A 15,790-nucleotide genomic window follows, 5' to 3' on the forward strand; every position below is an offset into this window, starting at 1 on the left:
TTACGCCGCAACCCGGGGATACCCCGGGATTTATACATCGACGCGGTTTCCCCCCCCGGCTCGCGCTGCGCTTAGCCGGGCTACGGGGTGTGCAGTCTGCGGGCGGTAGCCCGGGTAAGGCGTTTACGCCGCAACCCGGGAATACCTCCTCTTACGCTTCGTCGTGCTCTTCCCACGCCAGCGCGCGTTTTACCGCCTTCTTCCAGCCGCTGTAGCGATAGTTACGCTCGGTGGTTTCAATCCCCGGACGGAACTCGCGTTCGATGACCGCTTTCTCCTGCAGTTCATCCAGGTTTTGCCAGAAACCGACCGCCAGACCGGCCAGATAGGCTGCGCCCAGCGCGGTGACTTCGCGGACTTCCGGGCGTTCCACGCGGGTGCCGAGAATATCGGACTGGAACTGCATCAGGAAGTTGTTGGCGACCGCGCCGCCGTCAACGCGCAGGGCGTGCAGACGGATCCCGGAGTCAGCCTGCATCGCTTCCAGCACGTCGCGGGTCTGATAGGCAATCGACTCCAGGGTGGCGCGAATAATATGGTTGGAGTTCACGCCGCGGGTCAGGCCGAAGATCGCGCCGCGGGCATACGGGTCCCAGTACGGGGCGCCGAGGCCGGTAAACGCCGGAACGACGTACACGCCGTTGGTATCCTTCACTTTGGTGGCGAAATATTCGGAATCGAACGCGTCGCTAATCAGCTTCATCTCATCGCGCAGCCACTGAATAGAGGCGCCAGCCATAAACACCGCGCCTTCCAGCGCATAGTTCACCTCACCGCGCGGGCCGCAGGCGATAGTCGTCAGCAGGCCGTGCGTTGACGTCACCGCTTTCTCGCCGGTATTCATCAGCATAAAGCAGCCGGTACCGTAGGTGTTTTTCGCCATCCCCTCTTTCACGCACAGCTGGCCGAACAGCGCCGCCTGCTGGTCGCCCGCGATGCCGGCGATCGGAATACGCGTCCCGCCCTTACCGCCGATGTTGGTCTGGCCGTACACTTCGGAAGATTTGCGCACTTCCGGCAGCATGGCGCGCGGGATATCCAGCGCGTCGAGCATTTTGTCGTCCCAGTCCAGCTCGTGGATATTAAACAGCATGGTACGCGAGGCGTTGGTGTAGTCGGTTACGTGAACGCGTCCCTGGGTCATTTTCCAGATAAGCCAGGTGTCTACGGTGCCGAACAGCAGCTCGCCGCGTTTAGCGCGTTCGCGCGCGCCTTCGACGTGGTCGAGGATCCACTTCACTTTGGTGCCGGAGAAGTAGGGGTCAACCACCAGGCCGGTGGCCTTGCGGATGTACTCTTCCATGCCGTCGCGCTTGAGCTGTTCGCAGATCTCGGCGGTACGGCGGCACTGCCAGACGATGGCGTTATAAATCGGCTTTCCGGTTTCGCGCTCCCAGACGATGGCGGTTTCACGCTGGTTGGTGATGCCGATCGCCGCGATTTCATCGGAGCTGATATCGGCTTTTGCCAGCACTTCGACCAGCGTAGAGCTTTGCGATGCCCAGATCTCCATCGGGTCGTGTTCAACCCAGCCTGGACGCGGATAAATTTGTTCGAATTCTCGCTGAGAAACGCTGACGATATTGGCATCGTGATCCATTACCACGGCGCGGGAGCTGGTGGTGCCCTGGTCGAGCGCTACGATATATTTTTTGTCGGTCATAGTATGAGTCCCGTAGTCAGATTACAGCGAAGCTTTGTGTTGCGTCGTAGAGTGGGATGCGGCTTCTTTCTCTTCGACGACGCAGGTGTCGCAAGGCAGGTGGCGGCCAATCAGCTTGCGGTAGCAGAATGCGCCCAGCGCAGCACCGACGATTGGCGCACACAGCGGCACCAGGAAATAAGGAATATCTTTGCCGCCGGTGAAGGCGACGTTGCCCCAGCCTGCCAGCCAGGCGAAGGCTTTCGGTCCGATATCACGCGCCGGGTTCATGGCGAAGCCGGTCAGCGGGCCCATGGATGCGCCGATGACGGCGATCAGCAGACCAATCAGCAGCGGCGCCAGCGGGCCACGCGGCACGCCGTTACCATCGTCGGTCAGCGCCAGAATGACGCCCATCAGGATAGCGGTAATCACCATTTCTACCGCGAAGGCCTGCACAAAATTGATATGCGGATTCGGATAGGTGGAGAAAATGCCTGCCAGCTCGAGACTTTCGACGCTACCGCGCACCATATTGTGGGTATGTTCGAAATCGAAGAAAAGATTGTAATAAAGCCCGTAAACTAAAGCCGCAGCGCAAAAGGCGCCAGCGAATTGCGCAACGATAAATGGAACAACTTTACGACCGTCAAAGCAGGCGAACAGCCACAGCGCGATGGTGACCGCCGGGTTAAGGTGCGCACCGGAAACCCCTGCGGTCAGGTAAATCGCCATGGCGACGCCCAGACCCCAGATGATGCTGATTTCCCACTGACCGAAGCTGGCTCCCGCGACCTTAAGCGCAGCGACGCACCCAACGCCGAAAAAGATCAACAACCCGGTACCGAGGAACTCTGCGATGCACTGGCCTTTTAGTGTTGATGTTTGGCTCATAATCGAATCCTGAAGCGTAGTGATGATTATTGTATGTGTGAAGGTCGCAGGCGACCACGCTGCCATGTAGGCATAGTGTTAATTTATCGTTAACGAACAAAAACGAGAAATATCGAAATTCAAATGTGTGTACCACGTCAAGAAAATGAGCGTTTTCGCGCCATAAACGCGTGTTCGGCCTTTTGCGGGAGCGTTTCACCGCACATTTTTTTACGTGTTGATTAACAATTACGAAAAAGTACCGGGTAAAAGCGGCGAACGGACCAGGTAAAGGCTGAAAAGTGTTGCAAACCGCAATCTACGCGGGTTGTCGCTGGACAGGGGAGGCGGGGCTTCATACAATCGACTACATCACCACTGTAGTGCGCTAATTTTCGTTAAGGCGTCAACGCGTATACGAAACGGACGGTTTCTATCAACGCCTTGCAAGTTCAGGAGAGGTATGACGATGTCATTAGAAGTGTTTGAGAAATTAGAATCTAAAGTTCAGCAGGCGATTGATACCATCACTCTGTTACAGATGGAAATCGAAGAGCTGAAAGAGAAGAACAACACGCTGGCGCAGGAAGTACAGAGCGCTCAGCACAGCCGTGAAGAGCTTGAGCGTGAAAACGGTCAGCTGAAAGAACAGCAGCAGGGCTGGCAGGATCGTCTGCAGGCGCTGCTGGGCCGCATGGAAGAAGTCTGATGCTTCCCGCCCCCTCCCGTTCGGGAGGGGGCAAACTCTCCCCCGCTCTATATACTCACAAGTTATAGCCAATCTTTTTTTATTCTTTAATCATCAGTCCGCTTTCTGGCACGCTTAATCCATCACAACACTACATAAAGAGAGCGGTGCGATGAATAAGTGGGGCGTGGGGTTAACTCTGTTGCTGGCATCCGCCAGCGTTCTGGCAAAAGACATTCAACTATTAAACGTTTCTTACGATCCAACGCGCGAGCTGTACGAACAGTACAACAAAGCCTTTAGCGCGCACTGGAAACAAGAAACCGGCGACAACGTGGTGATTCGTCAGTCCCACGGCGGCTCCGGCAAACAGGCGACCTCGGTGATCAACGGCATTGAAGCCGACGTGGTGACCCTTGCGCTGGCCTATGACGTCGATGCGATTGCCGAGCGTGGCCGAATCGACAAAAACTGGCTGAAGCGTCTGCCGGATAACTCCGCGCCGTATACCTCAACCATTGTGTTCCTCGTACGCAAAGGCAACCCGAAGCAGATTCACGACTGGAACGATCTGATTAAACCGGGCGTGTCGGTGATTACCCCGAACCCGAAAAGCTCCGGCGGCGCGCGCTGGAACTATCTGGCGGCATGGGGCTATGCCCTGCACCAGAACAATGGCGATCAGGCGAAGGCGCAAGAGTTCGTAAAAGCGCTGTTTAAGAACGTCGAAGTACTGGATTCCGGCGCCCGTGGCGCGACCAACACCTTCGTGGAACGTGGGATCGGCGATGTGCTGATTGCCTGGGAAAACGAAGCCCTGCTGGCGACCAACGAACTGGGTAAAGACAAATTTGAGATCGTGACCCCGAGCGAATCGATTCTCGCCGAGCCGACGGTTTCCGTGGTGGATAAAGTGGTCGACAAGAAGGGCACTCGCCAGGTGGCGGAAGCGTATCTGAAGTACCTCTACTCGCCGGAAGGCCAGGAGATTGCGGCGAAGAACTTCTATCGTCCGCGCGATCCTGAGATAGCGAAAAAATACGCGAATGAGTTCCCGAAACTGAAGCTGTTCACCATCGATGACGTGTTTGGCGGCTGGACGAAAGCGCAGAAAGAGCACTTTTCCAACGGCGGCACCTTCGACCAGATCAACCAGCGTTAAATAGCCTCCCCTTATCCCCGCTTGCGCTGCGCTTAGCGGGGATACAACTCTTGTCGCCCGGACAGGCGTAAGCCGCGACCCGGGGCTGAGAAGTCTGGTAGCGCCGCCTCCGGGAAAACACACCGAACCTCTTCCTGTTTTCATTTGGTCATCAAACTGCGTTACTCTTCCGTTTCTGGCTGAGACAGGAAAAAATAATGCGAAGAGTACGATACCTTTTATTAGCGCTGCTGGTGGTCGTTGTGGCGGCGATGGCCGGCGGCTACTACTGGCTTCATTCCGGCAACCCTGATGCGTTGCGCAAAATTGTTCTGCAACAGTGCGTCCCCAATCAACAGCAGCACCAGAATCCCGCGCCCTGTGCGGAAGTGAACCTCAAGGGCGGCTATGTGCTGTTTAAAGACCGCAATGGCCCGCTGCAGTATCTGCTGATGCCGACTTACCGTATTAACGGCACCGAAAGTCCGCTGCTGCTTAATCCCCTGACGCCGAACTTCTTCTGGCAGGCCTGGCAGGGGCGCGAAATCATGAGCCAGCATCGTGGTTCCGCCGTATCGGATGACGCGGTCTCCTTGACCATCAACTCGCGCAGCGGACGCACGCAAAATCATTTCCATATCCATATCTCCTGCCTGCGTCCCGATGTCCGTACCCAGCTGGACAAGGACGCGCCCGCAATCAGCAGCCGCTGGTTGCCGCTGCCCGGTGGACTACTGGGCCACGAATATCTGGCGCGTCGGGTCACTGAAACGGAGCTGGCGCAGCGCAGCCCGTTCCTGATGCTGGCCGAAGAGGTGCCGGAAGCGCGTGAACATATGGGCCGTTTTGCGCTGGCGATGGCAAAGCAGAGCGATGGCTCACTGGTGCTGCTGGCGACCGAGCGTAACCTGCTAACGCTTAATCGCGCATCGGCGGAAGAGATTCAGGATCACAGCTGCGCAATCCTGCAATAACCCCACCATATCTGGCGTTTACCTGTCTTATCGTCCGTCGTATTCTTGCTGAAAAAATCGACAGGAGACAGGTATGTCGCTCTGGTTGTCCCACCCTCTGTTCCTTCCTTCTATCATCGTCGGCATCACTATTCTCCTCTGGGCGACTTCGCTACTGCCGGAGTTTATGACCGCGCTGCTGTTTTTTGCCGCAGCGATGATCGCCAAAATCGCGCCGCCGGAGGTGATTTTTGGCGGCTTTGCTTCCTCGGCCTTCTGGCTGGTGTTCAGCGGCTTTGTGCTGGGGATCGCCATACGCAAAACCGGGCTGGCGGACAGGGCGGCCCGGTCGCTCTCGTCGCGGCTGACCGACTCCTGGCCGCTGATGGTCGGCAGCGTGGTGCTGCTCAGCTATGCGCTGGCGTTTGTGATGCCGTCCAATATGGGGCGTATCGCGCTGCTGATGCCGATTGTGGCGGCAATGGCCAGGCGTGCCGGCATTGAAGAGGGGACGCGCCCGTGGTTTGGCCTGGCACTGGCAGTGGGGTTCGGGACCTTCCAGCTGTCTGCCACCATCCTGCCCGCCAACGTCCCGAATCTGGTGATGAGCGGCGCGGCGGAGGGATCGTATGGTATCCATTTGAATTATCTTCCCTATTTACTGCTGCATACGCCTGTGCTCGGCTGGCTCAAAGGGGCTGTGCTGATCGCCCTGATATGCTGGCTGTTTCCCGGAAAACCGCACCCGCCGCGCGACATGACGCCGCTGCCGCCGATGAGCCGCGATGAGAAGCGCCTGGCGTGGCTGCTGGTGGTAGTGCTGACGCTCTGGGTGACGGAGAGCTGGCACGGCGTGGGGCCGGCCTGGACGGGGCTGGCGGCGACGGTGATAACGCTGCTGCCGCGGGTCGGTTTTATCAGCGGCGAGGAGTTTTCCAGCGGCGTGAATATCCGCACCTGTATTTACGTCGCCGGGATTTTGGGGCTGGCTATCACCGTGACGCAAACCGGTATCGGCGGCGTGGTGGGGAATGCCCTGCTGCAGATTATGCCGCTGGATAAAGAGAGTCCGTTCACCAGCTTTCTGGCATTGACCGGCATTACCAGCGCGCTGAACTTTATCATGACCGCTAACGGCGTACCGGCGCTGTATACCACCTTCGCGCAGAGCTTCTCCGATGCGACCGGCTTCCCGCTGCTGAGCGTGATTATGATTCAGGTGCTGGGGTACTCCACGCCGCTGCTGCCGTATCAGGCGTCACCGATTATCGTGGCGATGGGGCTAGGGAAAGTGCCTGCGCGGGCGGGAATGCTGCTGTGTATTGCGCTGGCGGCGGTAAGCTATTTGATTCTGCTGCCGCTGGACTACCTGTGGTATCAGGCGTTGGGGAAACTGTAGCGAGGTAAAAAAACCCGGCTTGCGCTGTGCTGAGCCGGGCTACAAATATTGCAGATTTCTGGTCAGTAGCCCCGGTTGCGAAGCGCGACCGGGGATAGCCTTTAAAGCGAATTACGCTTTTTTCGCGGCTTCTGCTGCTTTAACGATCACCGCGAAAGCGTCAGCTTTCAGGGATGCGCCGCCAACCAGCGCGCCGTCGATGTCCGGCTGGGTGAACAGCTCTGCTGCGTTGCCCGCGTTAACGGAACCGCCGTACTGGATGATCACTTGTTCAGCCACTTTCGCATCGGCTTTAGCGATGTGGTCGCGAATGAATTTGTGTACAGCCTGAGCCTGAGCCGGGGTAGCGGATTTGCCGGTACCGATCGCCCATACGGGTTCATAAGCGATAACTGCGCCTTCGAACGCCGCCGCGCCCTGGGTTTTCAGAACGGCGTCGATCTGACGCGCGCACACTTCTTCCGTTTTGCCCGCTTCGTTTTCCGCTTCGGTTTCACCGATGCACAGAACCGGGATCAGACCCTGCTCTTTCAGTACCGCGAATTTCCTGGCGATAAACTCGTCGGACTCTTTGTGGTAGGTACGGCGCTCGGAGTGGCCGATGATGATGTATTCAGCGCCGATGTCTTTCAGCATTTCGGCAGAGGTTTCGCCAGTGAACGCGCCGGACAGGTTCAGGTCAACGTTCTGCGCGCCCAGGTGAATGTGGCTGCCCGAAGCGGCTTGTTTAGCCAGGTCGATGTACATCTCAGGCGGAGCAATGGCAACTGCACAGCCGGTTACGCCAGCCAGTTCGGTACGCAGGTTCGCGACCAGTTCGTTTACCATGTGGCGGCTGCCGTTCAGTTTCCAGTTACCCATCACTAAAGGATGTCGCATTTTTATTCTCCACGCTTTAAAGCGAATTAAGGAATATAGCCGCCCCCGCGGGCAGCATGGTCTGTGAAACAGTATAGAGATTCATCACTGGAAAGGCTTTGCTTTTTGTCATTTATTGTTGTTTTCCAGCGTTTCAGATAGCGCCAGCTTAATCGGTTCAACAGCGAAGGTCAGCCCCTTTTCGCCGTTGTCCGCCACCACATAGCGCACAGCACCTTCCGTTTCGGAGAAGTAACGTTTGCCTTTTCCGGCGGTCAGCAGTTTCTGCAGCTTCTGCTGGCTTTGCGTCAGGCTGAGCGTGGGTACGAACGCGCGCATCACGGCGCTCATATACTCCTGGGCTCTCGCTTTCGCCGCTTTCTGCTGCGGCCCCTGAATCGGTAGCCAGGTGATCTGCATCGATTTAATTTTGAGCGTGCCGCGTTCAAGCGCGGTCGACGCGTAAAGGTTCTCATTGATCTTCGTGGCGGCGCGGGTCAGGTTTGCCTGGTCTTTGCTGGCGGCGACGGCGCGAAATTCATTGAGCGATAGCTTCGGGTTATCGTTGTTGAATTTTTCCCGAAACTCGCTGATGGAAATATCAAAGGCCGGCGCGCCGGAGAGAAGATAGGGCGCCGTAGCGCTGGCGTCTGACTCGGCGGACAACGCTTTTTGGCCGACGGATAATGCCGCCAGCCCAATTAAACATAAGGTTGCCCACTTCTTCATGCCCATCTTCCCTTTTTTTATCTGCTGACGATTAAAACGAGAACCGTCACGCTTGTCAAAAAGTCACGCCTTCAGGGTAAACTACGTCGGTGATGATGATAAGGAATAAAACATGACCCTACAGCAGTGGCTATTCTCAATTAAAGGGCGGATTGGACGTCGCGACTTCTGGATCTGGATCGCTATCTGGATAATGACCATGAGCGCGCTGTTCACGCTGGCCGGTAGTAACCTTCTCAATTTACAGACGGCGGCTTTTATTCTGGTGTGCCTGCTGTGGCCGACGGCGGCGGTGACCATTAAACGCCTGCACGATCGGGGTAAATCCGGGCTCTGGGCGCTGCTGATGATTCTGGCGTGGATGCTGCTGGCGGGCAACTGGTCGATGCTGCCTGGGGTCTGGCAGTGGGGCGTCGGGCGGTTTATACCGACGCTGATTATCGTCATGATGCTGATCGACCTGGGCGCGTTTGTCGGTACCCAGGGCGCGAATAAGTTTGGTAAAGAGACGCTGGACGTGCGCTGGAAAGCGGAATCCTGATTACCAGTAGTGTTCGGCGGTCATATGACCCGGCCGGCGACGCAGGTGCTTGCTCATCTGCCGGGTCTCTTTCAGCAGCTGCTGGGTGTCGCGCACCATCTGCGGGTTACCGCACAGCATGACGTGGCTGCTCTCGGCGTTCATCGGCAGGCCGACGGCCTCTTCCAGCGCGCCGGTTTCAATCAGGAACGGGATACGTCCCGTGAGCATGCCCGGCGCGGTTTCCCGGCTCACGACCGACTGGATGCGCAGTTTGCCCGCATAGCGCGCTTCCAGCGCCTGCATCTGCGGCAGATAGCTGAGGTCGGCGGCATAGCGCGCGGCGTGCACCAGTACCAGGTTTTTAAAGCGATCCAGGTCCTTCCCTTCTTCCAGAATCGACAGGTACGGGCCAATCGCCGTGCCGGTGGCGAGCATCCATAGGGTGTCGCAATCCGGTACCTCTTCCAGCACGAAGAAACCGGCGGCTTCGCTGACCACCTGGACTTCATCGCCCGGCTTCAGAGCCGCCAGCCGCTGGCTGAGCTTGCCCTCCGGAACCGTCACCAGATAGAACTCAAGATCGGGGTTGCTGGGGGCGTTGACGTAGGAATAGGCGCGCTGCACGCGTTCTCCGTCTACGTCCAGCCCCAGTTTGGCAAACTGCCCAGCGGTGAAGGGCGCAACCGGCGCGTGAACGGTGAGGCTAAACAGTGCATCAGTCCAGTTCTGTACTTTTACCACTTTGCCCGTAACCCAGTTTGCCATAGCGACTCTCCTCTCAATCCTGTTAACGTATCTTCACCGCGACGAGAGCAGATTTCCAGCCCGAAAAGGCTGGAAAGCTCTATTGATCAAATGTTTTTACAGGATGTGCAGCTGAATATCCGGGTCTTTGCGATCGAGATAATGAATCGATTGAATACGGCGGATAGTGCGGGATTTACCGCGGATCAGCAGGGTTTCGGTGGTGGCCATATTGCCTTTACGGGTGATACCGTCCAGCAGATCGCCCTTGGTGATGCCGGTTGCCGAGAAAACCACGTTGTCGCTGCGCGCCATATCGTCCAGGCGCAGCACTTTGCCTGCTTCAATGCCCATCGCCTGACAGCGTGCCAGCTCGTTTTCGCCGATGCGGCGGTTCTCTTCGCTGTCGCCCTTCACGTGGTGACGCGCCAGCAGACGGCCGTTCATATCGCCGTCCAGCGCGCGGATCACCGCAGCGGAAACGACGCCTTCCGGCGCGCCGCCGATACCGTACATGACGTCAACTTCGCTGTCCGGCATGCAGGTCAGAATAGAGGCGGCAACGTCGCCGTCGGGGATGGCGAACACGCGCACGCCCAGCTTTTGCAGCTCAACAATGACGTCGTCATGGCGCGGCTTGGCTAAGATGGTGACCGTTAATTCACTCAGCGGCTTATTCAGCGCGCGGGCGATGTTATGCAGGTTCTCCGCCAGCGGCAGGTTCAGATCGATGGTGCCCTTCGCTCCCGGGCCGACAATCAGCTTTTCCATGTACATATCTGGCGCATTCAGGAAACAGCCCTTATCGCCTACCGCCATGACCGCCAGCGCGTTCGCCTGGCCCATCGCCGTCATGCGGGTGCCTTCGATGGGATCGACGGCGATATCTACCGCATCGCCGTGGCCGGTACCGACGCGCTCGCCAATGTACAGCATCGGCGCTTCGTCGATTTCGCCTTCGCCAATCACGATAGTGCCGTCGATGTTGATCAGGTTGAGCATAATGCGCATGGCGTTGACGGCGGCGCCGTCGGCGGTATTTTTATCACCGCGGCCTAACCATTTGTAGCCTGCCAGCGCGGCGGCTTCGGTGACGCGCGAAAATTCGATGGCCAGTTCTCGTTTCATAATCCACTCATCTGAATAAAAATTATGCGCAGCGTGGCGAGATGACATTCGCGCTACGCGTTGGAATAGCGTTCGGTTTCCGGCATCCAGCGCTCTATCAGCGCCTGTGCCTGCTGGGGATAGCGTTCGTGAATATGGCGGGCGATGCGCTGAACTTCCGGGATCATGGCCTGATCGCGCAATAAGTCCGCGACTTTAAATTCAGCGTTGCCGGTCTGACGGGTGCCGAGCAGCTCGCCGGGGCCGCGAATTTCCAGGTCTTTTTGGGCGATGACGAAACCGTCATTGCTATCGCGCAGAACCTGCAGGCGCTTCTGGGCGGTTTTTGACAGCGGCGATTTATAGAGCAGCACGCAGTGGGAGGCTACCGCACCGCGCCCGACGCGCCCTCGGAGCTGGTGCAGCTGCGCCAGCCCCAGACGCTCCGGGTTTTCGATGATCATCAGGCTGGAGTTGGGCACGTCCACGCCGACTTCAATCACCGTGGTGGCGACCAGCAGATGCAGCTCGCCCTGCTTGAACGCGCTCATTACCGCCTGCTTCTCGGCGGATTTCATACGCCCGTGCACCAGGCCGATATTCAGCTCCGGCAGCGCGAGCTTCAGCTCTTCCCAGGTGGCTTCCGCCGCCTGAGCTTCCAGCAGATCCGACTCTTCAATCAGCGTACAAACCCAGTAGGCCTGGCGACCTTCGTGAGTGCAGGCGTGACGTACGCGGTCAATAATATCGCTGCGTCGCGTATCCGGAATGGCCACCGTCGTAACCGGCGTTCGGCCCGGCGGCAGTTCATCGATGACCGAGGTGTCGAGGTCGGCATATGCGGTCATCGCCAGGGTGCGCGGAATCGGCGTGGCGGTCATAATCAGCTGGTGCGGGTGAAATCCCTGCTGTTGCCCTTTCTCCCACAGCGCCAGCCGCTGATGGACGCCAAAACGGTGCTGCTCGTCGATAATCACCAACGCGAGGCCGTTAAACTGGACCTGCTCCTGAAAGATGGCGTGGGTGCCGACAATCATCTGTACCTGTCCGCTGGCGATAGCCTCCTGCTGCGCCAGGCGCGCTTTGCCTTTTTGTTTGCCAGCCAGCCAGCCCACCTCAACGCCCAGCGGTTCGAACCAGCTGCGGAAGTTATTGGCGTGCTGTTCAGCCAGCAGCTCGGTCGGCGCCATCAGCGCTACCTGTTTGCCGTGGGCGATGGCGCGCAGGGCGGCAAGCGCGGCGACCAGGGTTTTACCGGAGCCCACGTCCCCCTGCACCAGACGCATCATCGGCACGTCCAGCGCCATATCGCGCTCGATTTCAGCCGTGACGCGCGCCTGCGCGCCGGTCGGCGTAAAGGGGAGGGAGGCCAGCAGCTTATCTTTTAGCGTGTCGTTAGCGCTGAGCGCGAGGGCGTGGTAGCGCTCAGCGCCTGCCCGCAGCGCCAGCATGCTGAGGTTATGCGCCAGCAGCTCTTCCAGGATTAAGCGCCGCTGAGCCGGATGTTTGCCGCTTTCCAGCTCGCTAAGCTGTAACGTGGGCGGCGGGCGATGCAGCGTGCGCAAGGCGTCCGGCAGGCTCATCATCCCCTGCGCCAGCTCAGGCGGCAGTAGCTCGGCGATCGCGCAGGTTTCAAGCAGCTCCAGCGCCTGGTCGGTGAGCTTACGCAGCGTAGCCTGCTTGATGCCTTCAGTGGTGGGATATACCGGGGTCAGCGTTTCCTGTAAATCAGGGGTACTCATGTCGCCCTGAACCCGATATTCCGGATGGATCATCTCCGCCCCGTGCTTACCGCGCTTCGCCTCACCGTAGGCCAGCACGCGGCGCCCGGTTGCCAGGCTATTTTTCATCGCCGCGCTGAAGTTAAAAAAGCGCATGGTGAGGATGCCGGAGCCGTCGCTTATCTGGCAGGTCATCATCCGGCGGCCGCCGAAAGTGATGTTGCAGTTGAGGACTTCGCCTTCAACGGTGGCGTAAACGCCGGGCAGCAGTTCGCCGATGTGATACAGATGGGTGCGGTCTTCGTAGCGTAGCGGCAGGTGCAGAAGCAGATCCTGTACCGTATGCAGGCCGATTTTTGCCAGCTTACTGCTCTGGGCCGCGCCAACGCCCGTCAGGGAATTGAGCGGCACCGCATCCAGCAGACGGCCCTGCATGATTACTTCGCCGCCTGCATGGTGGCCCACCACGCGGCATCGGCTTCGACTTCGCCCTGCTCGTTGACGTGGGGGTAGGGAAGTCCCTTGCGTTTGGCGACCTTCGCCAGCACCGGATAGCCGCCTTCAAACAGCAGACGCTGCTGGTCTTCTTCCGGCAGCATACTGTTCTCGCGCCGGTACATGCCGGCGTTCTGCCGCTGGCGCTGGGCTTCGTAGAGGATAAGCGCTGAGGCGACGGAAACGTTCAGCGACTGCACCATGCCAATCATCGGAATGATGATGTCCTGGTCCGCCAGGTCTAACGCTTCCTGCGTAATGCCGGTTTTCTCCTGCCCCATCAGGATACAGGTGGGACGGGTATAGTCGATTTCACGGAAATCGACGGCGTTATCAGAGAGATGGGTCGCCAGGATCTGCATGCCCTGGCCTTTTAAATGGGTGACGGCCTCGCCAATAGTACGGTGGGTTTTGACCTGCACCCAGCTATTGCTGCCGGCGGCCGCGGAGGCCATGGTACGCATACGGTTACCGGGCCAGATGGCGTGCACTTCATGCACGCCAACGGCGTCTGCGGTACGAATGACCGCAGAGACGTTATGAGGCTTATGGACCTGCTCCATGCAGACTGTCAGGTCAGGCTGGCGCCTGGCGAGCATCTCGCAGATACGCGCATAACGCTGTAAATTCATGATACTTCCATCCTTCGAATGACTCTTTAATCGCTGCGGATTACGCAGCCCATTCCTGGGCCTTGCCCCTTACCGGGCCGCTGTAAGCAGCGTTCAAATCTGCTCCCGGCAGATTTGTCATTCGCTTGCCGCCTTGACGCAATTCGAATGATTTTGTGGAAGAGCTAGTTTCGGTTACGGGTGACTTTTATTACATCCGGCATGACGCGAATTTTGCGCATGATATTCGCCAGATGCACGCGGTCGCGCGCGGTAAGGCGAATAAAGGCGCTGTAAACGCGGCCATCTTTCTCTTCCGTATTCAGGCTTTGAATATTGGAAGACGCGGTGTTGATCGCCGCGGTAAGATTCGCCAGGGCACCCTGATGGTTGAACATATCCACCTTGATTTCGGTGATAAATTCCTGCGCTGTCTCTTTGTCCCACTCGACCGCCATAAATTTCTCCGGCTCTTTCTGATAGCCGCGAATGTTACGACAGGACTCATGGTGAATAACCAGGCCTTTGCCCGGGCTGACGTGCGCGATAATCGGGTCACCGGGGATCGGGCGGCAGCATTTGGCGAAGGTGATCAGCACGCCATCCGCGCCTTTAATCGGCAGATGATTATGGCCGACAGGCGCTGGCTGTACAGGCACGGCGGTGGTTTCACCCTGCTGCAGGTTTTTTGCTACCACGACGCTCATGGCGTTGCCGAGGCCGATTTCGGCCAGCAGATCGTCAAGCGTGGTCAGCTTCATGCGCTCAAGTTCACGCTGAATGTTCTCTGGCGGGATCTCGGCCAGCTTGCGGCTACCGCCGAGGGCGTGATTGAGCAGGCGGCGCCCGAGGCTTACGGAGTCGTCGCGCTTAAGGTTTTTCAGCAGCTGGCGAATTTTGGCGCGCGCTTTCGAGCTGACGACAAAGTTCAGCCATGCGGCGTTCGGACGTGCGCCCGGCGCGGTGATGATTTCCACCGTCTGGCCGCTGGAGAGCGACTGCGACAGCGGATACGGCTGGCGGTCGACGCGGGCGCCGACGCAGGCATGGCCGATGTCGGTATGCACCGCGTAGGCGAAATCCACCGGCGTCGCGCCGGCGGGCAGTTCGACAATGCGCCCTTCCGGGGTGAAAACGTAAATTTCATCCGGGAACAGATCGGATTTTACGCTCTCAATAAATTCAAATGAACTACCGGCGCTCTGCTGGAGCTCCAGCAGGCTCTGCATCCAGCGCTGGGCGCGGATTTGCGCCGTGGTGCTGCTCTCGCCGCCGTGCTCTTTATAAGCCCAGTGCGCCGCCACCCCCATTTCCGCCATCTGGTCCATGTCTTCGGTACGAATTTGTACCTCAACCGGGACGCCGTGCGGGCCGATCATCGAGGTGTGCAAAGATTGATAGCCGTTCGCCTTTGGAATGGCAATATAGTCTTTGACGCGACCCGGACGCGGCTTGTAAAGGCTGTGCATCTGGCCAAGCACGCGGTAGCAGGTGTCGGAATCATGGACAATCACGCGGAAAGCGTAGATATCCATAATCGAGTGAAAGCGCTGCTCTTTGAGCACCATCTTGCAGTAGATGGAGTACAAATGCTTTTCGCGACCGCTAACGCGACAGGGAATTCCCGCTTCCTGCAGGCGCCCTTCGATTTCGGAGAGGATCTTTTGAATCATCTCCTTACGGTTGCCGCGCGCCGCTTTAACCACCTCTTTAATGACGCGGTAGCGGTTAGGATACAGCGCCTCAAAGCCCAGCTCTTCGAGCTCGGTTTTGATGTGATGGATACCTAAACGGTGCGCCAGAGGGCTGTAGATTTCCAGCGTTTCGCGGGCGATGCGGCGGCGCTTGTCCGGGCGCAATGAGCCCAGCGTGCGCATATTATGGGTGCGGTCAGCGAGCTTGATAAGGATGACGCGGATATCCTGCACCATCGCCATAATCATTTTGCGAAAGTTTTCAGCCTGGGCCTCTTTCTTGTCGCGAAACTTAAGCTTATCAAGTTTTGACACCCCCTCTACCAGTTCAGCAACGCTTTTACCGAAAAGCTGCTCCATGTCCTGGTAGGTGGCGGGGGTATCTTCTATCACGTCGTGCAGCAGAGCGGCCATCAGCGTTTCATGGTCGAGTTTCATCTCGGCCAGGATACAGGCTACCGCTACCGGGTGCGTGATATAGGGTTCACCGCTTGAACGTGTCTGGCCCTCGTGAGCGTCACGTGCAACGAGATAAGCCTGCCGAAGACGTTTAATTTGCTCTTCGGGCAGGTAGTTTTGAATCAGCTGATTCAGGCTTTCAAACAGATACAA

14 protein-coding genes are annotated in these 15,790 nt (G+C 58.1%); 5 read left to right on the forward strand and 9 right to left on the reverse strand.

What is annotated here, in order from left to right:
* Window positions 1–151: 151 nt before the first annotated feature.
* Window positions 152–1,663 carry a glycerol kinase GlpK gene (gene glpK, locus ABLU96_RS06055; protein WP_004126722.1) on the reverse strand — a complete coding sequence of 504 codons (1,512 nt, stop codon included), beginning with the start codon at window positions 1,661–1,663 and terminating at the stop codon, window positions 152–154.
* Between the two features lie 21 nt (window positions 1,664–1,684).
* Window positions 1,685–2,536: an MIP/aquaporin family protein gene (locus tag ABLU96_RS06060; protein ID WP_048262751.1), complete on the reverse strand. Its 852-nt coding sequence runs from the start codon at window positions 2,534–2,536 to the stop codon at window positions 1,685–1,687.
* Between the two features lie 442 nt (window positions 2,537–2,978).
* On the opposite strand from ABLU96_RS06060, the gene zapB reads away from it, so the two are divergent.
* From zapB to ABLU96_RS06080, 4 genes are all read left to right on the forward strand, one after another.
* Complete coding sequence (zapB, locus tag ABLU96_RS06065; RefSeq protein WP_009652751.1) at window positions 2,979–3,224, forward strand: septal ring assembly protein ZapB; 246 nt, start codon at window positions 2,979–2,981, stop codon at window positions 3,222–3,224.
* A gap of 151 nt (window positions 3,225–3,375) precedes the next feature.
* Window positions 3,376–4,365, forward strand: a complete 990-nt coding sequence (locus ABLU96_RS06070; RefSeq protein ID WP_004126718.1) for a sulfate ABC transporter substrate-binding protein — start codon at window positions 3,376–3,378, stop codon at window positions 4,363–4,365.
* Between the two features lie 197 nt (window positions 4,366–4,562).
* The gene (locus ABLU96_RS06075; protein WP_009652756.1) at window positions 4,563–5,318 is read left to right on the forward strand and encodes a CDP-diacylglycerol diphosphatase; all 756 of its coding nucleotides are present in this window, start codon (window positions 4,563–4,565) and stop codon (window positions 5,316–5,318) included.
* Between the two features lie 73 nt (window positions 5,319–5,391).
* Window positions 5,392–6,696: an SLC13 family permease gene (locus ABLU96_RS06080; RefSeq protein ID WP_233933054.1), complete on the forward strand. Its 1,305-nt coding sequence runs from the start codon at window positions 5,392–5,394 to the stop codon at window positions 6,694–6,696.
* Between the two features lie 111 nt (window positions 6,697–6,807).
* On the opposite strand, the gene tpiA is transcribed toward ABLU96_RS06080, so the two are convergent.
* The gene (gene tpiA, locus ABLU96_RS06085) at window positions 6,808–7,575 is read right to left on the reverse strand and encodes a triose-phosphate isomerase (RefSeq protein ID WP_064406429.1); all 768 of its coding nucleotides are present in this window, start codon (window positions 7,573–7,575) and stop codon (window positions 6,808–6,810) included.
* A 108-nt stretch (window positions 7,576–7,683) separates the two neighbouring features.
* The gene (locus tag ABLU96_RS06090) at window positions 7,684–8,283 is read right to left on the reverse strand and encodes a DUF1454 family protein (RefSeq protein WP_004855520.1); all 600 of its coding nucleotides are present in this window, start codon (window positions 8,281–8,283) and stop codon (window positions 7,684–7,686) included.
* 112 nt (window positions 8,284–8,395) lie between these two features.
* On the opposite strand from ABLU96_RS06090, the gene ABLU96_RS06095 reads away from it, so the two are divergent.
* Window positions 8,396–8,824, forward strand: a complete 429-nt coding sequence (locus ABLU96_RS06095) for a DUF805 domain-containing protein (RefSeq protein WP_004126694.1) — start codon at window positions 8,396–8,398, stop codon at window positions 8,822–8,824.
* Here ABLU96_RS06095 and fpr read toward each other — a convergent pair whose 3' ends face one another.
* The 5 genes from fpr to spoT all read right to left on the reverse strand — a co-directional run bounded on the left by fpr (window position 8,825) and on the right by spoT (window position 15,790).
* Window positions 8,825–9,571, reverse strand: coding sequence for a ferredoxin--NADP(+) reductase (fpr, locus tag ABLU96_RS06100; protein WP_064406430.1), 747 nt, complete (start codon window positions 9,569–9,571; stop codon window positions 8,825–8,827).
* Between the two features lie 96 nt (window positions 9,572–9,667).
* Window positions 9,668–10,678: a class II fructose-bisphosphatase gene (glpX, locus tag ABLU96_RS06105; protein ID WP_014227259.1), complete on the reverse strand. Its 1,011-nt coding sequence runs from the start codon at window positions 10,676–10,678 to the stop codon at window positions 9,668–9,670.
* A gap of 53 nt (window positions 10,679–10,731) precedes the next feature.
* A complete protein-coding gene (recG, locus tag ABLU96_RS06110; RefSeq protein WP_348862393.1) occupies window positions 10,732–12,813 on the reverse strand; it encodes an ATP-dependent DNA helicase RecG in 2,082 nt (693 codons plus the stop codon).
* Between the two features lie 2 nt (window positions 12,814–12,815).
* The gene (gene trmH / locus ABLU96_RS06115; RefSeq protein WP_064406434.1) at window positions 12,816–13,505 is read right to left on the reverse strand and encodes a tRNA (guanosine(18)-2'-O)-methyltransferase TrmH; all 690 of its coding nucleotides are present in this window, start codon (window positions 13,503–13,505) and stop codon (window positions 12,816–12,818) included.
* Window positions 13,506–13,669: 164 nt separating this feature from the next.
* A complete protein-coding gene (gene spoT / locus ABLU96_RS06120) occupies window positions 13,670–15,790 on the reverse strand; it encodes a bifunctional GTP diphosphokinase/guanosine-3',5'-bis pyrophosphate 3'-pyrophosphohydrolase (protein WP_004855514.1) in 2,121 nt (706 codons plus the stop codon).

Source organism: Klebsiella sp. CN_Kp106, assembly GCF_040064575.1.
GTDB lineage: Bacteria > Pseudomonadota > Gammaproteobacteria > Enterobacterales > Enterobacteriaceae > Klebsiella > Klebsiella michiganensis.

Bases quoted from the DNA above. Each gene is read 5' to 3' on its own strand.
- ABLU96_RS06080 (WP_233933054.1), top strand. From the start codon at position 5,392: ATGTCGCTCTGGTTGTCCCACCCTCTGTTCCTTCCTTCTATCATCGTC.
- ABLU96_RS06060 (WP_048262751.1), bottom strand. From the start codon at position 2,536: ATGAGCCAAACATCAACACTAAAAGGCCAGTGCATCGCAGAGTTCCTC.
- fpr (WP_064406430.1), bottom strand. From the start codon at position 9,571: ATGGCAAACTGGGTTACGGGCAAAGTGGTAAAAGTACAGAACTGGACT.
- trmH (WP_064406434.1), bottom strand. From the start codon at position 13,505: ATGAATTTACAGCGTTATGCGCGTATCTGCGAGATGCTCGCCAGGCGC.
- tpiA (WP_064406429.1), bottom strand. From the start codon at position 7,575: ATGCGACATCCTTTAGTGATGGGTAACTGGAAACTGAACGGCAGCCGC.
- ABLU96_RS06090 (WP_004855520.1), bottom strand. From the start codon at position 8,283: ATGAAGAAGTGGGCAACCTTATGTTTAATTGGGCTGGCGGCATTATCC.
- glpX (WP_014227259.1), bottom strand. From the start codon at position 10,678: ATGAAACGAGAACTGGCCATCGAATTTTCGCGCGTCACCGAAGCCGCC.
- ABLU96_RS06070 (WP_004126718.1), top strand. From the start codon at position 3,376: ATGAATAAGTGGGGCGTGGGGTTAACTCTGTTGCTGGCATCCGCCAGC.
- zapB (WP_009652751.1), top strand. From the start codon at position 2,979: ATGACGATGTCATTAGAAGTGTTTGAGAAATTAGAATCTAAAGTTCAG.
- ABLU96_RS06095 (WP_004126694.1), top strand. From the start codon at position 8,396: ATGACCCTACAGCAGTGGCTATTCTCAATTAAAGGGCGGATTGGACGT.
- ABLU96_RS06075 (WP_009652756.1), top strand. From the start codon at position 4,563: ATGCGAAGAGTACGATACCTTTTATTAGCGCTGCTGGTGGTCGTTGTG.
- recG (WP_348862393.1), bottom strand. From the start codon at position 12,813: ATGCAGGGCCGTCTGCTGGATGCGGTGCCGCTCAATTCCCTGACGGGC.
- glpK (WP_004126722.1), bottom strand. From the start codon at position 1,663: ATGACCGACAAAAAATATATCGTAGCGCTCGACCAGGGCACCACCAGC.